Genomic DNA, 24,207 nt, shown 5'->3' with positions numbered 1-24,207 from the left:
CGAACTCATCGGCGGCGTCCGCTTCCCCGCCATCGGCGAACTCCCCTACCTCCTCACCCTCGCCGGCCACGGCTTCTACTGGTTCCGCCTCCGCAAGGACGACACCCCGATCGCCACCAAACGCCGATTGACGGTGTGCTCCTGAAAGGACGGGTCGACATGCGCAAGGTCGTAGCACCCCGCCCCAGCGGCCACAGTCCGTCCCACCTGCTGACATCGCTCGCCGATCTGCTTGAGGCGTGGCTGCCCGAGCAGCGGTGGTTCGCGGGCAAGGGCCGGCGGGTCACGGACCTCTCCCTGCTCTCGGTGACCGAGCTGCATCCGGCGTGCCTGCACCTCCTGGTCAGCACCGGGGACGGCTCCTCCCCGTCCCGGCCCGGGGACTGCTATCAGTTGCTCCTCGGTGTCGGGGAGGCTCTGCCGCCGCGGCTGGCCCACGCACGTATCGGGCGCGCGAGCCAAGGGCCGCTGGCCGGCCTGACGGTGTACGACGCCCTGCAGGAACCGCGGTCGGCCGACCTCCTCCTGGAGCGGCTGCGCACACCGGGAACGGCGGGCCCGCTGCGGTTCGAGCGTGACGTGAAGGTGGCCGTCCCGGCCGGTCTGACACCGCGCCTTCTCGACGCCGAGCAGTCCAACACCAGCCTGGTGTACGGGAACGCGTACATTCTCAAGATTTTCCGGCGTGTCCGGCCCGGCATCAATCCGGACCTGGAGGTGCCCTGGGCCCTGGGCCGCCAGGGGTGCACCCGGGTACCGGCCCCCGTGGCGTGGTTCCGTACCTCGGAGCCGCAGCCTGCGACGCTCGGTGTGCTGCAGCCGTTCCTGCCGGACGCCGTCGACGGATGGACCCTGGCGCTCGCATCGCTCACCGCGGGACGGGACTTCCGGGAAGAGGCGTACGAACTGGGGCGCGCGACCGCCGAGGTGCATCTCGCGCTGGCCGCGGCGTTCGCCCTCGGTGCGCCGACCGGGGACGGGAGCAGACGGCTCGCGGCCGCGATGATCGAACGCCTGGACACGACGAGCCGTTCGGTGCCGGAGCTGCTGCCCTACGTGGACGGGCTGCGGGGCGCCTTCGACGAGCTCGCCGCCCTCGACTCGGGCCGTCCGGTGCAGCGGATCCACGGCGATCTGCACCTCGGTCAGGTGCTGTGGGCCGGGGAGCGCTGGTCCGTCATCGACTTCGAGGGCGAACCGGCCCGTCCCATCGCCGAACGCCGGCAGCCGCAGTCCCCCGTACGCGATGTCGCTGGCATGCTGCGGTCCTTCGACTACGCCGCCCGCAGCCGCCACCCGTGGCGTCCGGAGTGGGCCCGTCGCTGCCGTGACGCCTACTGCGCGGGATACGCCGTACAGGCACGATGGGACCCCCGTGCGCAGCGCGCGTTGCTGCGGGCGCACGAGACCGACCGGGCCGTGTACGAGGCCCTGTACGAGGCACGGCACCGGCCGGACTGGCTGCCCGTGCCGATGGCGGCGATCGCCCGGCTCGCCGAGCACGCCCCGGCCCCCTCCGGCGCTCCGCACGCGCCGGTCCCGTCCTTCCACTCTTTCCACAGCACTCAAGGAGGCTGAAAACCGTGGCAGCCCGCGATATCCCCGTACCCCTGACCCCGCCGCCGTCCGAGGACGTCCGGCCCGTCGAGGCCGGTTTTTCCGAGCCGGGGCCGGGGGGACCCGGCGGGCGACCGCCGGTGTCCTCGATGGAGGAGGCGGACCGGGAGCGGCTGCTGTCGGGAACCCATCACGATCCGCACGCGCTGCTCGGGGCGCATCCGGTGGCGGACGGTGTCGTCGTCCGTGCGCTGCGGCCGTTCGCCGAGTCCGTGGCGGTGGCCCTGCCGGACGGACTGCGGATGCTGCTGGACAGCGAGGGCGGCGGCCTCTTCTCCGGGGTGCTGCCGCTCGACGCGGTTCCCGAGTACACGTTGGTGGTCGGATACGCGGGCGGTGTCGAGCTGGAGGTGGAGGACCCGTACCGTTTCCTGCCCGCGCTCGGCGAGCTGGATCTGCACCTCGTCCGCGAGGGCCGGCACGAGCAGTTGTGGCGGGCGCTCGGGGCCGAGCCGATGGAGCACCAGGGTGTGGCGGGCACCCGCTTCACGGTGTGGGCGCCGAACGCCCGAGGGGTGCGGGTCGCCGGGGACTTCACGTTCTGGGACGGCACGCAGTTCCCGATGCGCTCGCTCGGCGCGGCCGGGGTGTGGGAACTGTTCCTGCCCGGTGTCGGCGAGGGCGCCCGGTACAAGTTCGAGATCACGTCCCGGCACGGCCACCGGTTCCTCAAGGCGGACCCGATGGCCCGCCGCGCCGAGGTGCCCCCCGACACGGCGTCCGTCGTCACGGCCTCGCACTACGAGTGGGGCGACGCGCAGTGGCTGGCCCACCGCGGCGACACGCCGGTGCACGAGGCGCCGTTCTCCGTGTACGAGGTCCATCTCGCGTCCTGGCGACCAGGCCTGACGTACCGTCAGCTGGCGGCGGAGCTGCCCGCGTACGTCAACGACCTCGGTTTCACCCATGTCGAGCTGATGCCGGTCGCCGAGCATCCCTTCGGCGGCTCGTGGGGCTACCAGGTCACCGGCTTCTACGCCCCCACGTCCCGACTGGGCACCCCCGACGACTTCAGGTACCTCGTCGACGCGCTGCACCGGGCCGGCATCGGCGTGATCATGGACTGGGTGCCCGCGCACTTCCCGAAGGACGACTGGGCGCTGGGCCGCTTCGACGGCGAGCCGCTCTACGAGCCCGGGGACGACCGGCGGGCCGAACACCCGGACTGGGGCACGTACGAGTTCGACTACGGCCGCGTGGAGGTGCGCAACTTCCTCGTCGCCAACGCCGTGTACTGGTGCGAGGAGTTCCACATCGACGGGCTGCGCGTCGACGCGGTCGCCTCGATGCTCTACCTCGACTACTCCCGGGACTCCGGTCAGTGGACGCCGAACGTCTTCGGCGGCCGGGAGGACCTCGACGCGATGGCGTTCCTCCAGGAGATGAACGCGACGCTGTACCGACGGGTGCCGGGGATCGTGACCATCGCCGAGGAGTCGACCGCCTGGAACGGTGTGACCCGGCCCACCACCGACGGCGGCCTCGGCTTCGGGCTGAAGTGGAACATGGGCTGGATGCACGACTCGCTGGAGTACATCAAGCACGAGCCCGTGCACCGCAGGTACCACCACGACGAGATGACGTTCTCGATGGTGTACGCGTACAGCGAGAACTACGTCCTGCCCATCTCGCACGACGAGGTCGTCCACGGCAAGCAGGCGCTGGTGTCGAAGATGCCGGGCGACTGGTGGCAGCGGCGCGCCACCCACCGCGCCTATCTGGGCTTCATGTGGGCCCACCCCGGCAAGCAACTCCTCTTCATGGGACAGGAGTTCGCGCAGGGCGCCGAGTGGTCCGAGGCGCACGGCCCCGACTGGGGGCTGCTGGATCCGGCGTACGGCGCGGAGGCGGATCACCGGGGAGTGCGTGATCTCGTCCGCGAGCTGAACCGTCAGTACCGGGCGTCCGGCGCTCTCTGGGAGCGGGACACCGATGCCGCCGGGTTCGCGTGGGTCGCCGGAGGCGCGGCGGAGGACAACGTCTTCGCGTTCCTGCGCTTCGGGGCGGACGGGGCGCCGCTGCTCGCGGTCTCCAACTTCTCACCGGTGGTACGGCACGAGTACCGGCTCGGGGTGCCCGACGACGTGCCTGCCTGGCGGGAGGTCCTGAACACCGACGCGCTGTGCTTCGGCGGCGGTGACGTCACCCAGGACGGTGTGGTGCAGGCCGACGGGGAGGGGTGCCAGGGGTGGGCGGCAAGCGTGCGGCTCACACTGCCGCCCCTGGCGACGGTGTGGCTGCGGCCGGCGTAGGGCCGACCTGCTCAGGGGCTCCGCCCCCGAACCCCCGCTCCTCAGACGCCGCAGGGGCTGAAAGTGTCGGGGCGCAGCCCCGACTTCCAGGGGCGCGGGGAACTGCGCGATCAGCCCCCACCGGGCCCGCGGACGAACCCTCCGAGCCCGCCGGGGGCACGTCTCGGCCAGGCTGTTCGTTGCTACGGTCGCCGCTTCCCGGCAGTGATCCCGCAGCGCAGATTGGACTCCCGTGGCCGACATCGTCTCCTCCTGGCCCCACTCCCCCGTCAAGGTCGGCCTGGTCGGCGCCGGCCCCTGGGCGCGCGGAGTGCACGCGCCCGTGCTCGCCGCCGGACCCGAGACGGAGCTGACGGCGGTGTGGGCGCGGCGCCCCGAGGCGGCACAGGAGACCGCCGAGCCGTACGGGGCCGTCGCGGTGGCGCGTTTCGAGGAGCTGCTCGACCGGTGCGAGGCGGTGGCCTTCGCGGTGCCGCCGGACATCCAGGCGGACCTGGCCGGACGTGCGGCCAAGGCGGGCAAGGCCCTGCTGTTGGAGAAGCCGATCGGGCTGGACGTGCCGTCCGCGCGGCGGCTCGTCGACGCGATCGACGAGGCCGGGGTCGTCTCGCAGGTGGTCCTGACCAACCGCTATCACCCCGTCGCGCAGGAGTTCCTGCGGGCCGCGCGGGACATCGAGGTGGCGGGCGCCCGTTCGGCCTGTCTGAGCGGAGCCTTCCTCGGCGGCGACTTCGCGACGCCCTGGCGTCTTGAGCACGGCGCGCTGCTGGATCTCGGGCCCCACATCCTGGACCTGCTGGACGCCTCGATGGGGCCGATCCTGCGGGTCCGCGGCGCGGGAGATCCCCGCCGCTGGGTGGAGTTGACCTGCGAGCACGAGAGCGGCGCGGTCAGCCAGGCCTCACTGTCCGGGTCGGTCGCCGTGCAGCCCGGGATCATGCGGGTCGAGCTCTTCGGCCCCCGGCCCGGGCTCGTGTACGACAACGCGGACCTCGACCACGACGAGTGCTGGCCGGTACTGCGCCAGGCCTTCGCCTCGGCGGTGCGCACCGGAGTGTCCGGCGAGCTGAGCGCCCGCCGCGGTCTGTATCTGCAGGAGCTGATCGCGCAGGCCGCGGCGAGCATCGAGGACTGAGGCTCAGGGGGCTCAGGGGGCTCAGGGGGCTCAGAGGGCTGAAGGCGGAGCGGTTGGGGGCGGAGTGGTTGGGGGCGCGGAGGCTGCAGGTCCGGGGCGCTGGGGGCTCACGTCTTCAGCCCCGCAACCGCTCGTCCAGCTCGTCAGCGTCGGCGACGAACCACGTCTGCCGCCCGCGGTTGCACTCCCGCACGAAGTCGCGCAGCGCGGAACTGTCCGCCGTATAACGGGAGATGTCCCCGAGGACCACGAGCCCGAGACGGTAGTTGGCGAACTTCTGGACGATGTCCCCGGCTACGCGCGTGCTGAGCCGGAAGAACGTCTCGTCCAGCCGCCCGGCGGGGACGACGGCCCACCGCGCGCCCTGGTAGGAGGCCTCGCCGATGACGTCCAGGGCGTCCCGTTCGCCGCCGATCGGCTCGCCTTCGGCGGCGCACAGGAAGACGGGCACGTCATGGATCGTCCGCAAGGTGTTCATGAACGGCGAGGCTAGTGCCGCGACAGGCAACATTCGCCCCGTCGCGACGCCCGGCACGCCCTCTCGCTGCACCGGCCGAAAGCCCAAGTACGTCCAGTACGAGGGCTTCCGGCCGGCACACCGAGAGCACGCACCGGACGCCGCTCCTCAACGGGCAAACGTTGCCTGCCGCGGCACTAGTCGGCCTCGCGCACGGGGGCGACGCGATTCTTCGGTGGCTCAGGCGCTCGCGCTGTAGCGGCGCAGCGCCGGCATCGTGGCCGCCAGTACCAGCATGGAGACGACGACCAGCACACCACCGCCCGCGACCGCCGTACGGGCTCCCACCGCGGACCCCGCCGTGCCGTGCAGCACGTCGGCCAGTCGCGGGCCGCCCGCGACGACGACCGTGAAGACGCCCTGCATCCGGCCGCGGAGTTCGTCGGTGACCGCCGAGAGGAGGATGGCGCCGCGGAAGACCATGGAGACCATGTCGGCGACTCCGGCGGCGGCGAGGAACGCCACGGCCACCCAGAGGTTGGCGCTCAGTCCGAACCCGGTGACGGCCACTCCCCAGGCGACCACCGCGACGATGACCATGAGGCCGTGCCGGCGCGCCCGCGAGAAGGTGCCCGACATGAGTCCGCCGAGCACCGCGCCGATGGGGACCGCCGCGAAGAGCAGTCCGAGCGCCAGGCCCTCGCCGTACGGTGCGTACGTCTGCGAGGCGAGTTGGGGAAAGAGCGCGCGCGGCATGCCGAACACCATCGCGATGATGTCGGCGAGGAAGGACAGCAGCAGGATCTGGTTGAGCGAGATGTAGCGGAAGCCCTCCGCGATGCCCTTCAGCCCCGCCCGGCCGACCGCCGCCGTGGCGGTGGCCAGGGGCGGCAGCGCGGGCAGCCGGTACACGGCCCACACCGTGGCGCACAGGGCCACGGCGTCGATCAGGTAGAGCTCGGCGAGGCCCACGACGGGTATGAGCGCTCCGGCGAGCAGCGGTCCCGCGACCAGGCCGGTCTGCATGACGGTCGAGCCGAGCGCGTTCGCCGCGGCCAGCTCCTCCTTCGGTACGAGCCGGGCGATCGAGGCCTGGCGGGCCGGGGAGTTGAGGCCGAAGAACGCCTGCTGGACGGCGAGCAGCACCATCAGGACGGCCACCGAGCCGAGTCCGGTGACGGCCTGGACCCAGAACAGCAGGGACGTGACGGCGATGCCGATGTTGGTGACGAGGAGGAGCTTGCGCCGGTCCACGGTGTCCGCGATCGCGCCGCCCCAGAGCGCGAAGACCACGAGGGGCAGCAGTCCCGCGAAGCTCGCGTAGCCGACCCAGGCCGAGGATCCGGTGATGTCGTAGATCTGCTTGGGTACGGCGACGGCGGTGAGCTGGCTGCCCACGGCGGTGACGATGGTCGAGGACCACAGGCGGCGGTAGGCGGGGCGGCGCAGCGGCCGGGTGTCCATGGCCCAGCGGCGCCATCCGCTTCGGGGTCCGTTCGCCGGGCCGTTCCGCTCCGTCGAGCCGTTCCCCTCCGTGGGGCCCTTCGGGTCGGGCGCGACCACGGGTCCGGCGTCCTCGGTGTGCCGCTCCGCGCTGTCGTCCGCACTGCTCCTGCTGGTGTCCACAACCATCCTGTATCGCTCTGCCCGCTTGATTGCTGGGTACATCTTTCGATCAGGGGTTCACTATCGCCGATGCGGAGCGGTCCGCGCGCGGCGGGTCGGTCCGTGGACAGCCGACCGGTCAGCGGGCCATCCGGCCAGCGGGTCAGCGGGTCAGGAGGACCGCCGCCTGCTCGCGGGCGTGCTCCAGCGCTCCGGGGAAGATGCGCAGGCCGAAGGCGACGAGCGCGCCCTCGTGGAGCAGCATCAGGCTCCGGCCCAGCGAGTCGGCCGAGTCGGGCGCGAGCGGGCGTACGAGATCGGTGAACAGGGTGAGCATCCACAGCTTCTGGCCGGTGATGATCCCGTACGCCGGGTGGGACGGGTCGTCGATCTCCGCATGGGCGTTGACCATGCCGCAGCCCCTGGGGCTGTTCGCGTCCATCCACTCGCGCGACACGTCGAACACGGTCAGGACACTGTCGCGCGGCGACTCGCAGGCGTCGAGGCGGGCGGCGAGGCACATGCGCCAGCGCTCGTCGCGGTCCGCGAGGTACTCGACGACGATCTGCTCCTTGGAGCCGAACCGGTCGTAGAGCGTCTTCTTCGTGACGCCGGCCTCGGCGGCGATCAGATCGACGCCGACGGCGTGGATCCCCCGCTCGTAGAACAGTCGCCCGGCCGCGGCCAGGGCGCGACGGGCGGCGGGGGTCATCGGTACTCGACGGGGCGTGTCCGTGCTGCTCATCCCACCATTGTAGACCGATCTGTATACTCGACCGAAACGTGTATACAGATCGGTCTACTTTTGGAGGTGTGCGGTTCCGTGAACATCCTTCTGTCGATCGCGTTCGTCGGCGCCTGGAGCTCCGGCTTCATCGGGGCGAAGCTCGGGTCGGGCAGCGCCTCGACGGTCACGCTCCTCATGTGGCGCTTCCTGCCACTGGCTCTCGTCCTCGGCCTGGTCGCCCTGACCGCCGCCCGCTCCTCCTGGCGCGGCCTCGGACCCCGTGACCTGTTCCGGCAGGCCGGCGTCGGACTGCTGTCGCAGAGCGGCTATCTGCTGACCGTGTACTACGCGATAGAGCTGGGTGTCTCCAGCGGGACGACCGCCCTCATAGACGGTACGCAGCCGCTGGTGGCCGGAGCGCTGGCCGGGCCGCTGCTGGGCTTGGCGGTGTCGCGTACGCAGTGGCTCGGTCTCGGGACGGGCGTGGCCGGGGTCGCCGTCGTCACCACGGCCGACGCGGGCGCCGCCACCGGCGTCGCGTGGTGGGCGTATCTCGTGCCGTTCCTCGGCATGCTCAGCATGGTCGCGGCGACGTTCCTGGACCGGAGGTCCCGCGCGGACGTCCCGCCGATGGTGTCGATGACGGTGCACGCCGTCACCAGTGCCGTCGTCTTCACGGCGCTGGCCGCCCTCGGCGGCGGCCTGACGCCCCCGGCGGACGGCTCCTTCTGGACCGCGGTGGTGTGGCTCGTGACGCTCTCCACGTTCGGCGGCTACGGGCTGTACTGGCTGATCCTGCGGCGCTCCGGGGTGACCAAGGTCAACACGCTCATGTTCCTGATGGCCCCCGTCACGGCCGTGTGGGGCGCGCTGATGTTCGGCGAACCCTTCGGCGCGCAGACGGCGGCGGGACTCGGACTCGGCCTGTTGGCCGTCGCCGTCGTGCACCGCGGTGACCGTGGTGACCGTGGTGACCGTGGTGACCGGAGGAACGACCGGAGTGACCGCAACGACCGGGGTGGTCCGCACGCGAGGGGCGGTCGTCCACGGCCCGCGGTTACCGGCCCCCTCACACCCCGGTGATCAGCGTGGCGCCGAGCACGATCATCGTCGCGGCGATCAGAGCGTCCAGTACCCGCCAGGCCGACGGCCGGGCCAGGAGGGGGCTGAGCAGCCGGGCGCCGAAGCCGAGGGCCGCGAACCAGACCAGGCTGGCGATCACCGCGCCGAGGCCGAACGTCCAGCGCCAGGGCCCGCGGTCGGCCGCTATGGAACCGAGCAGGAACACGGTGTCCAGGTAGACGTGCGGGTTCAGCCAGGTCATCGCCAGACAGGTGAGCACGGCCCGGCGCCGCGAGTCCGCCGCCCCGACCGACCCCGCCGACCCGTCAGCCACCGTCAGCGCCGAGGGTTTCAGGACCCGTCGCGCGGCGAGGCAGCCGTATCCGATCAGGAAGAGGCCGCCGATCAGCCCGACCGCGGTGAGTACCGGGGGCCAGGCCACCACCACCGCGCCGACGCCGCCGACGCCCAGCGTGATGAGCGCCGCGTCGGAGAGGGCGCAGATGGCGACCACGGCGAGTACCGCCTCCCGGCGGACGCCCTGGCGCAGGACGAAGGCGTTCTGGGCGCCGATGGCGACGATCAGGGAGAGGCCGGTGCCGAACCCGGCGGCCGTGGCGGTCAGAGCGCTGTTCACACCGTCCACGCTAGGAAGCCGACCCAGGAAAAGTACAGCTAAAGATTCTTACGTATCCTTAGCTTTTGTGATGACAGACCTTCCCCTGGACCAGGTGCGGACCCTGCTGACGGTAGTGGACGAGGGCACTTTCGACGCCGCGGCCGCCGTACTCCATGTGACTCCGTCCGCGGTGAGCCAGCGGGTCAAGGCCCTCGAACAGCGCACGGGGCGCGTGCTGCTGATGCGTACGAAGCCGGTCCGGGCGACCGAGTCCGGTGAGGCCGTCGTGCGCTTCGCACGGCAACTGGCCCGGCTGGAGCGCGACACGCGTGCCGAACTGGGCATGTCCGGCGCCGACGAGCCGACCCGGTTGTCGATCGCGGTGAACGCCGACTCGCTGGCGACCTGGTTCCTCCCCGCGCTCTCGCGCGTACCCGCGGAGTTGCCCGTCTGCTACGAGCTGCACCGCGAGGACGAGGACCACACGGCCGCGCTGCTGCGCGAGGGGCTGGTGATGGCAGCCGTCACTTCGTCACCGGAGCCGGTGACCGGATGCTCCGTCCGCAGCCTGGGGCGGATGCGCTACGTCCCGGCGGCGAGCCCCGCCTTCGCCGCGCGGTGGCTCGGCGGCCGGCCAGACACTTCGCTGCGGGAGGTCGTGGCCGCCGCGCCCGTGGTGGCCTTCGACCGGCGGGACGATCTCCAGGACGCGTTCGTCCGCACACTCGGCGGCGGCCCCGACGGTACGCACGGCCGTCGCGGCGCGAGTGCGGCCCGGCATCTCGTGCCGACCTCTGAGGGCTTCGTCGAGGCCGTCGCCGCCGGGATGGGCTGGGGCATGGTCCCCGAGGTGCAGGCGGCGCCCCTGCTCGGCGCGGGGCGGCTCGTCCGTCTCGCGCCGGACCGGCGGATCGACGTTCCCCTGTTCTGGCAGCAGTGGAAACTCGACTTCCCGGCACTGGCGGCCGTCGCCGAGGCCGTCTCGGCGCAGGCAGCCGAGGCCCTGGACGGCGGCCCGACTACTTGAGCACCCAGGCGCCGTGACCGGTCGAAAGGCTCAGGAGGCCGGGCCGGGCCCCGCTTCCCTCTCCAGGTAGCTGGTCACCTGGGCGGCGAGGCTGTCCTGCGCGGAGTCGGTGCGGGCGCCCACTCCCACGGCCGACTCCTGCGGGCCGATGCCGCCCGACCACAGGTAGCGCTCCGTCCACTCGTCGTCGACCTTCAACTGCACCTGGATGTCGACCCATGGCAGGCAGCTCTCCGGGGCGGCGGCGTACAGGACGGAGGTGACCCGGCGCAGCGGGTAGACGTCGAAGCCCTCGATGAACTGGGAGTTGCGCCAGTCCAGAAACGCGCTCTCGCCGTCGGTCCCGGCCCGGACGTCGAGTTGGCCGTCTTCCAGATGGATGCCGAAGTGCACGGTCGTACGGTTTTCGACGGTCACCCGGAACCGGAAGTAGACCAGGCCCTCGGCCGCGTCGTCGCGCCCCCGCGGCGGCTCGGCCTTCTCCAGACCATGAACGCGAACGCGCAGGCCGGCATGCCCGTCGTCGTACTCCTGCCAGTCACCGACCACATTCGGCTCGTACACAGTCCACCTCTCGGCCTCAGAGGGCTGCTTCCTATCCGGGCGGACGACGAGGTGTCAAATGGGCAGAATGGGCGGTGGCCGGGGATTTCGCCCTACTTGATCACCGATCAAGCCGTGCCCAGCCAGAACCCTCGCCCCAGGCGTCCCGGGCACCCGCCCGACGTGCTGCACATCACGTCCCGCGCCTCGGGCCCGGGGACTGCTCCCGGCCCGGTGTGCCGGACGGCCGGACCTCTCCCACCTGCTGACAAATCGGACCGTCGTGTTGACGAAGGGGCCGTCCGGGTGCGGAGATGCTCCTGCGACATGACGGCCGACCGTGAGGCAGGGCAAGCGAGCGATGGCATTGCAGATCAGCGCCACCAACCCGGAGCATCCCGCGCTCCTGCTCGACCTGCCGTGGCAGCTGCCCCTGGAGGAGTGGCCCGAGCACCATCTGGTGCCGCTGCCGCGCGGCATCTCGCGGCACGTGGTGCGGTACGCACGCGCCGGTGCGGAGATCGTGGCGGTCAAGGAACTCGCCGAACGGCCCGCGCTGCGCGAGTACGAGCTGCTGCGCGGTCTGGACCGGCTGAACATCCCGTCGGTGGATCCGCTGGCCGTGGTCACGGGCCGCACCGACGGAGCGGGCGATCCGCTGGAGTCCGTCCTCATCACCCGGCACCTGGGCGGCTCGATGCCCTACCGGTCGATGTTCGAGACGACCATGCGGCCCGCCACCATGCACCGCCTCATGGACGCGCTGGCCGTGCTGCTGGTCCGGCTGCATCTCGCGGGGTTCGCCTGGGGCGACTGCTCGCTGTCCAACACGCTGTTCCGCCGGGACGCCGGGGCGTACGCCGCGTATCTCGTCGACGCCGAGACCGGCGAGGTGCATCCTCAACTGAGCCCGGGGCAGCGGGAGTACGACCTCGATCTGGCACGTGTCAACATCAGCGGGGAGCTGCTCGACCTGGAGGCCTCCGGCGCGCTGCACCCTTCGGTGGACCCGATCGAGTTCGGCATGGAGATCTGCAAGCGCTACAACGGGCTGTGGCAGGAGCTCACCCGCACGTCCGTGTACCCGGCGGGCAAGCACCACTACATCGACCGCCGGATCCGGCGCCTGAACGAACTCGGTTTCGACGTCGCCGAGATGCAGATCGCGCACTCCTCGAACGGCGACACCGTCACGTTCGTACCGAAGGTCGTCGACGCCGGCCACCATCAGCGCCAGCTGCTGCGGCTGACGGGGCTCGACACCGAGGAGAACCAGGCGCGGCGGCTGCTGAACGACCTGGAGAGCTGGATGGCCACCCAGGACGACTACGCGCCGGGCGACCCTCCCCCGGGCTCTCCACTTCGTTCGAGCAGGGGGGACCCCCACACCGCCCGGCCCGAGGTGCTGGCCCACCGGTGGGTCCGGGACGTCTTCCGGCCCACCGTGCGGGCCATACCGCTCGACCTGCGCGGCTCCATGGATCCCGCCGAGCTCTACCACGAGCTGCTCGAACACCGCTGGTACCTGTCCGAGCGGGCGCAGCACGACATCGACCTGGACACGGTCGTCCGCGACTACGTCACGAACATCCTGCCCGGGATGCGGGACACACTGTCGCCCGCGGCGGGCGGCGGGGCGGACGCTCAGGCCGGCGGGACGACCGCCACCGGCGAGGGCGCGTGATGGACGACCGCGTGGGCCACCGAACCGATCCGTGAGCCCACGGCCGAGCGGTGCGCGCGCCGGCCGACCACCGTCAACTGGGCCCGGCCCGCCGCGGAGAGCAGTACCTCGCCCGCGCTGCCCATCTCGATGTGCTCGGTCACCTTCACGTCGGGGAACCGTTCCAGCCACGGCCTCAGGGCTTCTGCGAGCGCCTTCCTCTCGTACTGTTCCAGGCCGCCGGCCTCGTCGGCGAGCGCCAGCGAGCCGGGGCTGTAGGTGAAGACGGTGGGCAGCGCCCAGGCCCGCACGACGCGCAGGTCGGCGCCGCGTGCCGCCGCCGCCTCGAAGGCGAACCCCAGGGCGGCGGCGCTGTCGTCGGGGCCGCCCTGCTGGCCGACGACGATCTCGCGGCCCGCCGCCTCCGACTCGGGCCGGTCGGTGGCGCGTACGAGGACGACGGGCCGTGTCGACTCGGCGATGACCTGCTGGCCGACGGAACCGAGCAGGAAGCCGACGATCGCGCCGTGGCCGCGCGAGCCGAGCACCAGTGTCTCGGCCTCGGCGCCGGCGACGAGGAGCGCCTGGACCGGGACGCCGTCGAGCAGGTCGGTGGTCACCGTCAGGCCGGGGTGGTGTCCGGTGACGTCGCCCGCGGTCCGCGTCAGTGCCTCCCGGACGTCCGCCTCCTGGGCGTCCGCCGTCCGCTCGTCGCTGTCGGCCTTCGGCCGGGCGTGCACGATGCGCAGCGGAAGGTCCCGCCGTACCGCTTCCCTGGCCGCCCAGTGCACGGCGGCCAGGGATTCGGCGGTACCGTCTGCTCCCACGGTGATCGGGCGGGTCATGTGATGGCCTCCGTAGCGTCGGTCGAGGTGCCCACGCTACCCAGGGCCTGCCGAGCGGTTCCCGTCAGCCCGCCAGGAGGGCGAGTTCGGTGCGGGCCAGGGGTGGACGGCCGTGGTGATCAGGCCCTGCCAGGCCCCCACCACCGGCAGGAATTCCCGGCGGGTGCGCGGCGTCGCCGACGGACCGCGGACTGGACGTCCGGTCGCAGCGCAGGCTGTCGAGGTCGACCGAGTCGGCCATCGCCTGCATCCCCTTGTCGTTGGGATGCAGCCGGTCGCCGCCGTCGAAGACGGGCAGGACGCGCTCGTGGTCGTAGGGGCTGCGGAGGATGCGGTCGAAGTCGGTGACCGCGTCGAACTCCCCACTGCTCCTGATGAATCGATTGACCTCCTGCCGTACGGACTCGGCGGCGGCGTCCCACTCGGACCACCCCTTGAAGGGCGCGACGGTGGCCCCGACGACACACTTCCCCGCCTGATGGGCGCGGGCGATGATCTCGCGGTAGCCCGCTACCAGGTCGGCGCCCGTGACCCCGGTGTGCGCCTTGATGTCGTTGACACCCTCGAAGAGGAACACGGTACGGACACCGGGGTGGGACAGGACGTCACGGTCCAGCCGGTTGAGGGCGCTCTGTCCGGCGCCGTCCGCCAGGACCTTGTTCCCGGACACCCCCTCGTTGGCGACTCCCCTGACGGGCCCGTTCGTTGCTTCCAGTCGTCGGGCGAGATAGTCGGGCCAGCGGCGGTTCAGGTCGCCGCTGGACTGCCAGCCGTCCGTGATGGAGTCCCCGAGCACGACTACCGCGCCGACGGCGGCGCTCGTGCGTACGGTGACCGCGTCGAGGTAGAACCAGGAGCCGGTGCGTTCCGTCCAGTGGGCCGCCCCGTCCTCTCCCGTGCGGTCGCCGTCGGCGGCGTACGACGTCTGCATCGCCATGCCGTGGCCGGTCGCCGGGCCGCCCGCCGCCTGCGTGTGCAGGCTGACGACGAGGTCGGCCGCGGCGGCCAGCTTGCCGGGCAGCGGGTCGCTGTACGCGGTGGCCCCCGCCGGGATCGTGACCGAGCGAGCGCCGCCGAAGGTCAGCCGCTTGTTGGTGCCCGGCACCAGTTCCGCACCCGTTCGCCGGAGGCCGGCACAGGCACTGTCGAAGGTCAGCGGCCGGTCCCCGAAGGCGTTGGAGAGCCGGACGCGCAGGTTGTCCCCCGCCACGCTGGTGCGCACGATCAGGCGGTAGCTCCGGTCGGCGACGGCGTCCCCCACCCGGTCCGCGCTCGCACCCCAGGTGACCACGTCGTGCCGGCCGGCGGGGGCTGCCTGGGCGGCGGTCGCGGGTGTGATCTGGACGGCGGCTGCGATCACCAGCAGTGCCAGAGGTGCCATCAGGCGGCCCGCTCGGGCGAGCGGGGCCGTCATCGGGCGAAGTCCCGCAGCGTGACGGAGGCGCCGGGTTTCAGGGTCACCGTGCGGGACGAGCGGCCGTACGCGACCGTGGTCGTCCGGCCGCCGACGCTGCGGATGTGTGCCTCGGTCGGCTTGCCGTCACGCCAGCGCAGGTCGACGACGAAGCCGCCCCGGGCGCCGACTCCCGTGACGGAACCGGACTTCGCCCATGCGTCGGGCAGGGCCGGGAGCAGTTCCAGGTGCCCCGGGCGGGAGTACAGAAGCATCTCGATCATCGCCGCGGGAGTGCCGAAGTTGGCGTCGATCTGGAAGATGCCGCGGCCCTTGTCGACCTCGTAGATGTCGAAGAGGTTCGGCGCGGAACCGTTGCCGCCACCGGTCGAGGGGCGGAGGTTGTTGATGATCAGCTGATAGGCGTTCTCCGCGTTCTTGAGCCGGGCCCAGCACAGACCGCGCCAGGCGTTCGCCCAGCCGAAGCTCTCCATGCCGCGCGCGGTCAGCAGGGCCGTCGCGCCCCTGACGATCTCGGGCGGGGTGGAGTCGTCGGGGCGGATGCGGTCGCCGGGGAAGAGACCGATGAGCGGGGACAGATGCCGGTGGGTGGCCTCGCCGAGGTTGTCGGGGGACATCCACTCCTCCAGCCAGCCCGTCCTGGCACTCACCTTCGGCAGATACAGCCGCTCCTGGAGGCCGCCGATCGTCTCCGCGTAGGCGGAGTCCTTCTTCAACTCCTTCGCCGCGGTGCGGTAGTTGTCGAAGAGCGCCCACACCAGTTCCTGTGCGTAGGTGATGCCCTTGGCGTCCTGCGGGCCGTGCTCGGGCGACCAGTCGCTGTCGTCGACGAGTACTTCCTCCGAGGTGCCGGGAAGTGTCGTGGTGATCAGCCGCGCCTCCCAGAACTCGCAGGCGCTCTTCAGGAGCGGGTAGATCCTGGACAGGTGGGAGCGCGACCGGGTGAACTCGTAGTGCTCCCACAGACTCGCGCACAGCCAGGCGTTGCCCGCCGGATGCCACCACCAGCCGTTGCCGCCATGGATGTTGGTGGAGAACGCGACGGCCCAGCCGGCGACCTTCCCGGTGGAGTTGCGGTAGCGGTTGCGCGGGTCGTTGAAGAGGTCATGGGTGAGCTTCTGCCAGGACGGGAACTGGGCGAGGCAGTAGTCGGTGAGCGCGTCGAAGCTCTGCGACAGGCCTGCCCGGTCTGCCAGCCAGTAGTTCATCTGGATGTTGATGTCGGTGTGGTAGTCGCCCATCCAGTCCGGGTCGTTGCCGTCCAGCCACAGTCCCTGGAGGTTCAGCGGCAGGCTGCCACGGGATCCGGAGATCATCAGGTAGCGGCCGAACTGCAGGTAGGCGGCCTCCAGTTCGGGATCGGGCACGTCGTCCCGGGCACGTGCCCTGATCCGCTCCCAGGTGTCCAGGGAGCGCTGCTCGGCGGACGAGGTGCCGAGCGAGAGGTCCATCTGCTCGAACAGTGCCCGGTGGTCGGCCACATGGGTGCGCAGGAGCGTTGCCGCCGGGTGGGCCGCCGCGGCGTCGACCTTGGTACGGGCCAGCTTCTCCGGGTCGAGGGACGGATTGCGGTAGTGGGCGGAGGCGTCCGGCGCGTAGTCGGTGCCGCCGCTCACCACCACGGTGAGGTCCCCGCACCCGGTGAACTCGATCAGCGCACCCTTCACCCGGACGCTGCCACCGGACCCGTACGCCCGCACGGCCGCCCCGTACCGCAGCCCGTTCGGGAAGGCGGCGCCGAAGGAGGTGCCCTTGACGGCCTCTCCGTGCGTCCCGTCCAGGGCGACGCTGCCGGTGTAGCGGCCGCCCCCGCTCTGCGTGAAGTGCAGCACGATCGCGTCGTCGGGACGGCTGGCGAAGACCTGCCGCTCGTACGTGACTTCGGAGCGGACGTACGACGTGGTGATCACGCCCTGTGCCAGGTCCAGCGTGCGGCGGTAGCCGGAGACGGCGGACAGGTCGTGGTCAGGGATGTCGACGGCGAGACGGCCGAGCAGGGTGAAGGAGCCGAAGTTCTCGCGGTCGTAGGGGAACTGGCCGTCGGAGTCGAGGGTGTCGTTGAGTCCGCCGGTCCACATCGTGGCGTCGGTGATGAGCAGCAGCTCACGGCCGGGGTCGTTGCTCGCGAGGGCGCCGAGGCGGCCGTTGCCGATGGGCAGGCCCTGCTCGATCATCGAGTGCTCGTCGGCGGGCGCCTGCCACCACAGCCGGTCGCGCGGACTCCCCTTTTGAGAGGCCGTATCGGTGGGCCGCCGCGGTGCGGCGGTCGCGGTGAAGGCGGGCAGGCCGCCGAGGGCGGTGGCGACGCCGGTCGCGGCGGTCAGGGAGAGGAGTCTTCGTCTGCTGGGCTCGGCGGGGCGGCTCTTGTCCACGGTGCGGCTCCAGGGGAAGAGAACGGCGGTCAGGACGACGGGGCGGAAGGACTGGCGGGAAGACTGTCTGGAGGACTGGTCAGGAGGGCTTCGGTACGTCGATGCGGTCGATGTCCGGGGCGTATCCGGAGCCGCTGTCGAAGGTGATCGTGTTGGCGCCGGCCTTGAGGGGGACGGGCACGCTGACGGTCTCGGCGGTCCCCCAGTCCCCGGTGGAGGGGAACTTGTGACGCGTCGAACCGTCGCCGTTCGCGGAGACCTCGACGGAGCGGGGGTCACCGCTGACGTAGGCGACCTTCACCTGGTAGGTACCGGCCTTGGCCACGAGGACGTCGTTGAAGCGGAGTGAGCCGCCGGCGTAGAGGTTGCCGACCTTGTGGCCGCCCGAGCAGGCGGAGCAGTCGGCCACGGAGGCGTTGCCGCCGAGCGTGTTGGCGGCTGCCTCGGCCTCGTAGCCGGTCGTGGCGAGCGCGGTTCCCCGCGGGGTCACGGTGAAGAGACGGGAACCGTGGGCGGGCAGGGCCTGCGTCACCTTGTCCTTGTGCGTGCCGAGGTTCTCGCGGTTCCACAGGTCCCGTACGGCGGCCTTGCCGGTGAAGCCGAGGGCGGCCCAGTCGGCGGAGACGGCGGCGGGCCTGTCGGCGAGGTTGAACAGGGCCACGGTGTAGCTGCCGTCGGCGTTCTCGGCGGCCCACACCTGCTGCGGGTCGGAGGGGGTGACCGGCCGGGCGGGCGGCGTGCTGCCCTGGTTGAGGGCGATGACCTCGCGGTTGGTCAGCAGCGACACGCCGTAGGAGTCGAGCCTGGTGAGGTCGTCACCGGTGTAGAGCGGGGATTTGGCGATGGCCCAGAGGGTCGCGTAGCTCTGGCGTTCCGCCTTGGTGAGGCCGTCCATCGCGCCGTTGCCGACGTCCAGGGAGTCCAGGTCGTTCCAGCCGCCGGGGCCCGCGTGGCGGGTCCAGCCGGGGAGGTCGTCCCAGCGGTCGTCGACCGAGTTCTCCCAGCTGACGAGGGTGTTGCAGTAGCACTCGACGTCGGTGTCGATGCGCCAGCCGTTGGAGTACTTCTTCCAGTCGGCGACCCTGCCTATGTCCAGCGACCAGGAGACCTCCAGGTGGATGGGCCGGCCGGTGGCGGCGATGGCCTTGTTCCAGGCGGCGACGTCGGCAACGTTGTCGTACTGGTCGCCGTTCTTGCCGGAACCCGGTCCGACGCCGTCCAGCTTCAGGAAGTCGTAGCCCCAGTCGGCGAACAGCTGGGCCTGCGAGTCGACGTACTTCTGCGCGCAGGGGTTCGAGAAGTCGAGCTTGTAGGCGCTGTCCCAGCCGTTGGTGGTGCGCAGGTCGTCGTGGACGATGTCGGCGGTCGTACAGTCGCCGGCGTTCCAGATCGGGACCTCGCCCTCGCCGTACGCCTCCTTCTGCAGGCCGACGGGCAGGTAGATGCCCGCCTTGAGGCCCTTGCCGTGGATGTGGTCGGCGACGGGCTTCATCCCGCGCGGGAAGCGCCCCGGGTCCGCCCGCTGGCGGCCGTACCGGTCGAAGCCGGGCTTCCATGCCTGGTCCATCCACCAGCCGGCGTCGAGGTTGACGTACTCGTAGCCGAACGGCTTGAGCTCGGCCGCCAGGGCGTCCGCCTGCTTGAGGACGTTCTTCTCGGTGAGGTAGCTGTAGTCGCCGTCGGGGTTGAGCCCCGGGTACTTCGAGGACTGCATGCTCCAACTCGACCAGCCCATGTACGGCTTGGCCGCGAGGGCCGAGGTACTGGCGGCCGGGGTGGAGGTGGGGGTCGGCGTGGCTGCCCGCGCCGACGGGAGGGCGGCGGCCGTCGCGGCGGTCAGCGCCAGGACGAGGAGGGCCCTCAGCGAACGGCGGGCGGGGGCTGTGGGCGCGTACGAGGATGACCGCATGGGTCGGAACCTCCTGTGAGGGGTCGGGCTGTGCGGGGGTGTGGTGCTGCGGCTCAGCGACCGCGTCGGGGCGTACGGAGTGTGCGGCTCCGCCGTGCGAGGCGGCGGCTCATCCCGTGCCGTGGGGCGGACCGCCGATGAAGGACTGGATCGCGGTGGCGGCGGCGCCGCGGGCCCACTCGTCGAAGAGCAACGGCCGGGTCAGCAGGTCGCAGCGGGCGGCGGTGCCGAAGGCGGAAGCGGCGAAGGCGTCGCGGATCTGCTCGGCGAACAGGTCGTACGCCGCCAGGCCCTCACCGGAGATGATCACGCGTTCGGGTCCCAGGAGGTTGGCCACGGTCGCGATGGCCCGGCCGATCGCGTCACCGGCCCGTGCGTAGACCTCCCGTGCGCCGGGGTCGCCCCGGCGGGCCAGTTCGACGGCCTGCGCCGCGTCGGCCACGGGGAGGCCGGTCGCGTCGCGTACCGCGGCGACGATCGCGGGGTCGGCGGCGATCGCCTCCGCGCAGCCCCGGTTCCCGCAGTGGCAGAGCGGCCCTGTGGGGTCGATGACCACATGCCCGATCTCGCCGGCCACGCCGTGCGCTCCCGAGACGACCTTGCCGTGCACGACCAGGCCGCAGCCGATGCCCGCTCCCACCGTGACCACGGCGAAGTCGGACAGGCCGACGCCCGCGCCGAACCACTGCTCGGCGACGGTCAGGGCCCGCACGTCGTTGTCGACGGTCACCGGCAGTCCGGTCGTCATCTCCACCAGCTCCGCGAGGGGCAGATCGCGCCACTCCAGGAAGGGCGACAGGCGCACCTCGCCCGCGGCGCGGTCCACGTCCCCGGAGACGGCGACGCCGATCCCCCGCACCTGGACGCCGAACCCGTCGGCCTCCGCGAGGAGTTCCTGTACGAGGTCGGCGAGGGCGGTCAGTACGGGCTGCGGTTCACGGGCCCGCAGGGGCACGTGGCGGGCGACCCGGATCCGGCAGCACAGGTCCGTCAGTACGGCGATGATCTCGTCGCCGGTCACCTTGACGCCGATGAACAGGGCACGGCCGCCGTCCACCCGCACCGCGTTGGCGGGCCGTCCCAGCGTGGGACGCGCCTCGTCCCCGGCCTCCTCCACCAGGTATCCGGCCTCGATCAGGGGCCGGACCGCCTTGGTGACGGCGGCGGCCGACAGCCCCACCCGGCCGGCCATGTCGGAGCGGGTCAGCGGGCCGTGGGACAGGACCGTGGTGAAGATCTGGGCGGCGGCCGGTGTGTGGGCCGGGAACGCCCCGGTGCGAGGAGTCGAGCGCATGCCCGGAACCTAGGTTGATTCTTTTCCGTCGTCAATGAAAGAAACAAAGATCGTTTCAAGTGAGCCTCAAGGGGTGATCCGGCTTGCAAGTAAGCGCTAAAACCGTCGAGTTACCGGTGAAACGAAGGCGATGATTGTTCCACTCCGCGATACGGGTCCGCCGTCGGCGTCCTGCTGGCATGCTGCCTCCATGCCGACGACACCGACAGGACTCCACGTTCAGGCTCGTCGGCTGACTCAGCGGGTGCGTGGAGCGGGGCGCGTACTGCACGACGTGTCGGTCGACATCGCTCCCGGACGGATCGTCGTGATCGCGGGCAGCAGCGGGGCGGGCAAGACGGTACTGCTGGAATCACTGGCGGGACTTCGCGCCGCCGACGAGGGGGCGGTACTGCACGACGGCGACCGGCCGGGGGCGCCGGGGCCGGAGTTCGGGTTCGTCCCGCAGGAGGACATCCTGCACCGGGACCTCCCCCTGCGCCGGACCCTGGTGTACGCCGCCGGTCTGCGCATGCCCGCGGGAACCTCAGCCGCGGCGGTCACCGCGGCCGTGGACCGGGTCCTTCTCTCCCTGGGGCTGTCCCACCGGGCCGGCACACCGGTGCGCGCGCTCAGCGGCGGGGAGCGCAAACGGGCCGGTATCGCCGCCGAGTTGCTCACCGGCCCGCGGGTGCTCTTCCTCGACGAACCGACCTCCGGGCTCGATCCGGTGACCGGCGCCGCCCTGCTGCGGACCCTGCGGTCGCTGGCCGAGGGCGGCACCACCGTCGTGCTCACCACCCACGTCCTCGCCGATCTGCTCCGCGGCGACCACGTCGTCTTCCTCTCCCCCGGCGGGCAGGTCGCGTACGCCGGTGAACCGGGTGCCCTGTGCGGGTCGTTCGGGGTGGACACGGTGGAGGAGGTGTACGGCGTGGTGGCCGAAGGCGCCGTACCCGTCGGCGCCGTGTCGGCCGGTGGCGTATCCGCCGGCCCCCTGGCCGATGGCACTGTCTGCGACGGCGTGCGGGTCGAACCGGCACCGGACCGGCCGGGCGTCCCCCGCACCGGACCGGTGGCGCGGCCCGCCCCACGGCGGCGCGTCGGTGCCGTACGGCAGTGGTCCCTGCTCACCCGGCGCGGCACCGCCCTGCTGCTGCACAGCCGGCTCTCGGTCGCCGTGCTGGCGGGCTCGCCCGTGATGATCGTGGCGATGTTCGCGGTGCTGTTCCGGGCGGGGGCGTTCGACCCGGCGGGCCCGGATCCGGGGTCGACCGCGATGATCATGTTCTGGACGGCCTTCGGCGCCTTCTTCTTCGGGTTGACGTACGGGCTGCTGCAGATCTGCACGGAACTTCCCGTGCTGCGCCGCGAATGGCTGGCAGGTCTGCGGATCGGCCCGTACGTCGCCTCGAAGCTCACGATCATGCTGCCGGTGCTGGCCGCCGCCGACGCGCTGCTGCTCGCCGTGCTGCGCGCCCTGGACCGGCTGCCCGCGGCGGGCTGGGACACCTTCCTCTCCCTGTTCGCGTCGAGCGTGCTGGCCTCCGCCGCCGCGCTCGCGCTGGGCCTGCTCGCCTCGGCCGTGGTGACCGATCCGCGGCAGGCGACGCTGATGCTGCCGCTGCTGTGCTTCCCGCAGGTGCTCTTCTCCGGGGCCTTCGTACCGGTTCCCCGGATGACGGGGGCCGGGGAGGCGATCAGCTGGGCGATGACGAACCGCTGGGCGTTCGAGGCACTCGGCGCAGGCATCGGCCTCGAAGGACTGTGGCGCGACGGCGCCTCCCGGCTGGGCCCGCCGCTCCTCGACTCGTACGGCGACTCGTTCGCCGGGCCCGCGAGCCGCGGCTGGCTGATCCTGACGGGGTTCACACTGGTGTTCCTGGCCGCGACCTGGGCGGTGCTGGCGCGCAAGTGCCGGGGCGGGGTGGTGCGCGACCGGGCGGGAGGCTGAGACGCCCCTCCCCTGCCGCCCGCCCCCTGTCCCCCGTCCGTCGCCCGCCTGTCAGCAGCCGGCCCTCGCCTCCAGGCCGGTCGCACCCGGCACCAGGTCCCGGTAGGTGTCCCGTACGAAACCCAGGAACGTGTCGATGTCCCTGGGCTGTGACGACAGGCCGAGCGAGACACGGACCGCGCCCGCCGACGGCAGGTGCAGCAGCTCCAAGTACTCATCCAGGGACGTGGGTCGGCGGCGGGCGGCCGAGCGCAGCAGACGAAGCGGCAGGGCGAAGGCCGCCTCGCCCGCGCCCGGATTGCAGAAACAGCCCGTGCGCAGCGAGATGCCCCGCGAGGCGCTGTCGCGGGTGACGACCCGTTCGTCGACGACCTGGCCGTCGGCGTCCAGCAGGTTGAGCGCGACGGTCGCCCCGCGGGCCACGAGGTCGCGCGGACCGTACACCCTGACCAGCGGGGAGCCGTCGCTGTGCCGCAACGCCCAGAGACCCGTGAGGAGTTGGTCGGTCAGCGCGGTCACATGCGCGTGCACCCGTGCCATGCCGATGGCGTCGATCCACTCAAGCCCGGCCGTCACGTCGGGGATGGAGAGGAAGTTGACCGTGCCGTCCTCGAAGGCCGCCTCGTCGTCGGCGAGGACGTGCCACTGCGCCTGTGCGCTGACCGCGTAGATCGTGCCGCCGGAGAACCAGGGCCGGCGCAGCCGGGCGAGCGCGTCCCGGCGGGCGATCAGACTGCCGACGCCGGTGGGATGGCCGAAGACCTTGTACCAGCTGACGACGGTGAAGTCGGGGTGATACCGGCTCAGATCGAGGGAGTTGGCGGGGACGAAGGCCGCCGCGTCGAGCAGGGCGTCGTAACCGCGCGCCTGGGCCGTCGCGATCCAGGCGAGCGGATGCTGGACACCGGTGAAGTTGCTCTGCGCCGGGTAGGCGAGCAGACCCTGTCCGCGCTCGCCCGGTCGCGGCGGGCGTCGGCCGACGCCGCGTCCGCGCTCGGGCAGAGCGGCCCGCAGCCGCTGTTCGTCCACGCGGAGACCGGGGCCGCCCACGGGTACGTACGTCGTGCTCGCGCCGCGTGCACGCGCGTACTCGCGCAGGCCGTTGACCGAGTTGTGGTTGTCGAGCGGCATGACCAGCCTGCTGCGGCGGCTGAAGGGGTACGCCTCGCCGACCAGGCGCAGGGCACCCGTGGCGTTCGCGGTGAAGATCACGGCGTACTCGGCCGGGTCGGCGTGGAAGTGGCGGAGCACCGCCTGGCGCGCCCGGGTCAGCAGGAGTCCCGAGGCGCGGGAGGCCGGGCTCTCGGAGTGCGGGTTCCCGAAGACACCGTTGGTGATCCGGGCGGCGCTCCCCCGGACGAGTGAGGCCGGTGCGAGGCCTGCTCCCGTGTGGTCGAGATACGTGTGGCCGCCGGCGTCGAGGTAGCCGAACTCCTGGTTCCTCAGTTCCGCGAGATCCGCGGGCTCCGACGGATCCGCGCGTTCCGCAGCTTCTGCGGCGTTCATCGCGCGGGCGTCGCCGTCGGGTATGTGTCCGGCGGTCCCTGTCCTGTCCACGGATCCTCCCACGATGAGGCCGGGCCCTCCCCGGGTGCCAGGCGGGGCACGGTTGTCCCTACATCATGCTGAGATCCGGCCGGACAGGAAGGGGTTGCCGATGATCGGCGCGTCCACCCGCCGCTCGCCCCACAGGGTCGACCCCGGTAGCGGGCTGCCGGAGCCTGCGCGACGAT

At 71.7% G+C, this 24,207-nt stretch carries 19 protein-coding genes; 8 read left to right on the top strand and 11 right to left on the bottom strand.

Annotated elements, in window-relative coordinates; translation table 11 throughout:
- From ACIOKD_RS37200 to ACIOKD_RS37185, 4 genes are all read left to right on the top strand, one after another.
- Positions 1–145: alpha-glucosidase C-terminal domain-containing protein (locus ACIOKD_RS37200; RefSeq protein ID WP_402092516.1), on the top strand; the 145-nt coding region annotated here is incomplete at its 5' end.
- A 14-nt stretch (positions 146–159) separates the two neighbouring features.
- Positions 160–1,578: a phosphotransferase gene (locus ACIOKD_RS37195; RefSeq protein ID WP_402092508.1), complete on the top strand. Its 1,419-nt coding sequence runs from the start codon at positions 160–162 to the stop codon at positions 1,576–1,578.
- 128 nt (positions 1,579–1,706) lie between these two features.
- Entirely contained in the window at positions 1,707–3,869 is a 2,163-nt protein-coding gene (glgB, locus tag ACIOKD_RS37190) for a 1,4-alpha-glucan branching enzyme (protein ID WP_402092514.1), read from the top strand.
- A gap of 232 nt (positions 3,870–4,101) precedes the next feature.
- Positions 4,102–5,004, top strand: a complete 903-nt coding sequence (locus ACIOKD_RS37185; protein ID WP_402092506.1) for a Gfo/Idh/MocA family protein — start codon at positions 4,102–4,104, stop codon at positions 5,002–5,004.
- A gap of 115 nt (positions 5,005–5,119) precedes the next feature.
- On the opposite strand, the gene ACIOKD_RS37180 is transcribed toward ACIOKD_RS37185, so the two are convergent.
- The 3 genes from ACIOKD_RS37180 to ACIOKD_RS37170 all read right to left on the bottom strand — a co-directional run bounded on the left by ACIOKD_RS37180 (position 5,120) and on the right by ACIOKD_RS37170 (position 7,811).
- Entirely contained in the window at positions 5,120–5,482 is a 363-nt protein-coding gene (locus tag ACIOKD_RS37180; RefSeq protein WP_402092505.1) for a DUF4180 domain-containing protein, read from the bottom strand.
- Between the two features lie 219 nt (positions 5,483–5,701).
- The gene (locus tag ACIOKD_RS37175) at positions 5,702–7,087 is read right to left on the bottom strand and encodes an MFS transporter (protein ID WP_402092503.1); all 1,386 of its coding nucleotides are present in this window, start codon (positions 7,085–7,087) and stop codon (positions 5,702–5,704) included.
- 142 nt (positions 7,088–7,229) lie between these two features.
- Entirely contained in the window at positions 7,230–7,811 is a 582-nt protein-coding gene (locus ACIOKD_RS37170) for a TetR/AcrR family transcriptional regulator (RefSeq protein ID WP_402092501.1), read from the bottom strand.
- A 78-nt stretch (positions 7,812–7,889) separates the two neighbouring features.
- Here ACIOKD_RS37170 and ACIOKD_RS37165 point away from each other — a divergent pair, with 78 nt between their 5' ends.
- Positions 7,890–8,876, top strand: a complete 987-nt coding sequence (locus tag ACIOKD_RS37165) for a DMT family transporter (protein WP_402092499.1) — start codon at positions 7,890–7,892, stop codon at positions 8,874–8,876.
- Here ACIOKD_RS37165 and ACIOKD_RS37160 read toward each other — a convergent pair.
- Positions 8,863–9,492, bottom strand: coding sequence for a LysE/ArgO family amino acid transporter (locus tag ACIOKD_RS37160; protein WP_402092498.1), 630 nt, complete (start codon positions 9,490–9,492; stop codon positions 8,863–8,865). The genes ACIOKD_RS37165 and ACIOKD_RS37160 overlap by 14 nt on opposite strands.
- Before the next feature lie 67 nt (positions 9,493–9,559).
- Between ACIOKD_RS37160 and ACIOKD_RS37155 the strand changes: the two genes are divergently transcribed.
- Positions 9,560–10,501 carry a LysR family transcriptional regulator ArgP gene (locus ACIOKD_RS37155; protein ID WP_402092496.1) on the top strand — a complete coding sequence of 314 codons (942 nt, stop codon included), beginning with the start codon at positions 9,560–9,562 and terminating at the stop codon, positions 10,499–10,501.
- 30 nt (positions 10,502–10,531) lie between these two features.
- On the opposite strand, the gene ACIOKD_RS37150 is transcribed toward ACIOKD_RS37155, so the two are convergent.
- Positions 10,532–11,065 carry a hypothetical protein gene (locus ACIOKD_RS37150; RefSeq protein WP_402092494.1) on the bottom strand — a complete coding sequence of 178 codons (534 nt, stop codon included), beginning with the start codon at positions 11,063–11,065 and terminating at the stop codon, positions 10,532–10,534.
- A gap of 340 nt (positions 11,066–11,405) precedes the next feature.
- Here ACIOKD_RS37150 and ACIOKD_RS37145 point away from each other — a divergent pair, with 340 nt between their 5' ends.
- The gene (locus tag ACIOKD_RS37145; RefSeq protein WP_402092492.1) at positions 11,406–12,728 is read left to right on the top strand and encodes a DUF4032 domain-containing protein; all 1,323 of its coding nucleotides are present in this window, start codon (positions 11,406–11,408) and stop codon (positions 12,726–12,728) included.
- On the opposite strand, the gene ACIOKD_RS37140 is transcribed toward ACIOKD_RS37145, so the two are convergent.
- From ACIOKD_RS37140 to ACIOKD_RS37120, 5 genes are all read right to left on the bottom strand, one after another.
- Positions 12,689–13,552 (bottom strand): universal stress protein, encoded by an 864-nt coding sequence (locus ACIOKD_RS37140; protein WP_402092491.1) that lies wholly within the window; start codon positions 13,550–13,552, stop codon positions 12,689–12,691. The two genes, ACIOKD_RS37145 and ACIOKD_RS37140, sit on opposite strands and share 40 nt — an antisense overlap.
- Positions 13,553–13,616: 64 nt before the next feature.
- On the bottom strand, positions 13,617–14,966 hold the full coding sequence (locus ACIOKD_RS37135; RefSeq protein WP_402092489.1) for an SGNH/GDSL hydrolase family protein: 1,350 nt from the start codon (positions 14,964–14,966) through the stop codon (positions 13,617–13,619).
- Positions 14,963–17,338, bottom strand: coding sequence for a glycosyl hydrolase family 95 catalytic domain-containing protein (locus tag ACIOKD_RS37130; RefSeq protein WP_402092488.1), 2,376 nt, complete (start codon positions 17,336–17,338; stop codon positions 14,963–14,965). The genes ACIOKD_RS37135 and ACIOKD_RS37130 overlap by 4 nt, the downstream gene beginning before the upstream one ends.
- Before the next feature lie 79 nt (positions 17,339–17,417).
- Positions 17,418–19,247: an alpha-galactosidase D gene (locus ACIOKD_RS37125; protein WP_402092486.1), complete on the bottom strand. Its 1,830-nt coding sequence runs from the start codon at positions 19,245–19,247 to the stop codon at positions 17,418–17,420.
- A gap of 109 nt (positions 19,248–19,356) precedes the next feature.
- Complete coding sequence (locus tag ACIOKD_RS37120; RefSeq protein WP_402092485.1) at positions 19,357–20,541, bottom strand: ROK family protein; 1,185 nt, start codon at positions 20,539–20,541, stop codon at positions 19,357–19,359.
- 190 nt (positions 20,542–20,731) lie between these two features.
- Here ACIOKD_RS37120 and ACIOKD_RS37115 point away from each other — a divergent pair, with 190 nt between their 5' ends.
- A complete protein-coding gene (locus ACIOKD_RS37115; RefSeq protein WP_402092484.1) occupies positions 20,732–22,474 on the top strand; it encodes an ATP-binding cassette domain-containing protein in 1,743 nt (580 codons plus the stop codon).
- Positions 22,475–22,525: 51 nt separating this feature from the next.
- On the opposite strand, the gene ACIOKD_RS37110 is transcribed toward ACIOKD_RS37115, so the two are convergent.
- Entirely contained in the window at positions 22,526–23,980 is a 1,455-nt protein-coding gene (locus ACIOKD_RS37110) for an aminotransferase class V-fold PLP-dependent enzyme (protein ID WP_402092513.1), read from the bottom strand.
- Positions 23,981–24,207 lie beyond the last annotated feature (227 nt).

The sequence above is a fragment of the Streptomyces sp. NPDC087844 genome (assembly GCF_044742785.1).
In the GTDB taxonomy this organism is placed as follows: Bacteria; Actinomycetota; Actinomycetes; order Streptomycetales; family Streptomycetaceae; genus Streptomyces.
The sequence above is the reverse complement of the archived record's forward strand: the minus strand, read 5'-3'. Positions and strand labels throughout refer to the sequence as shown.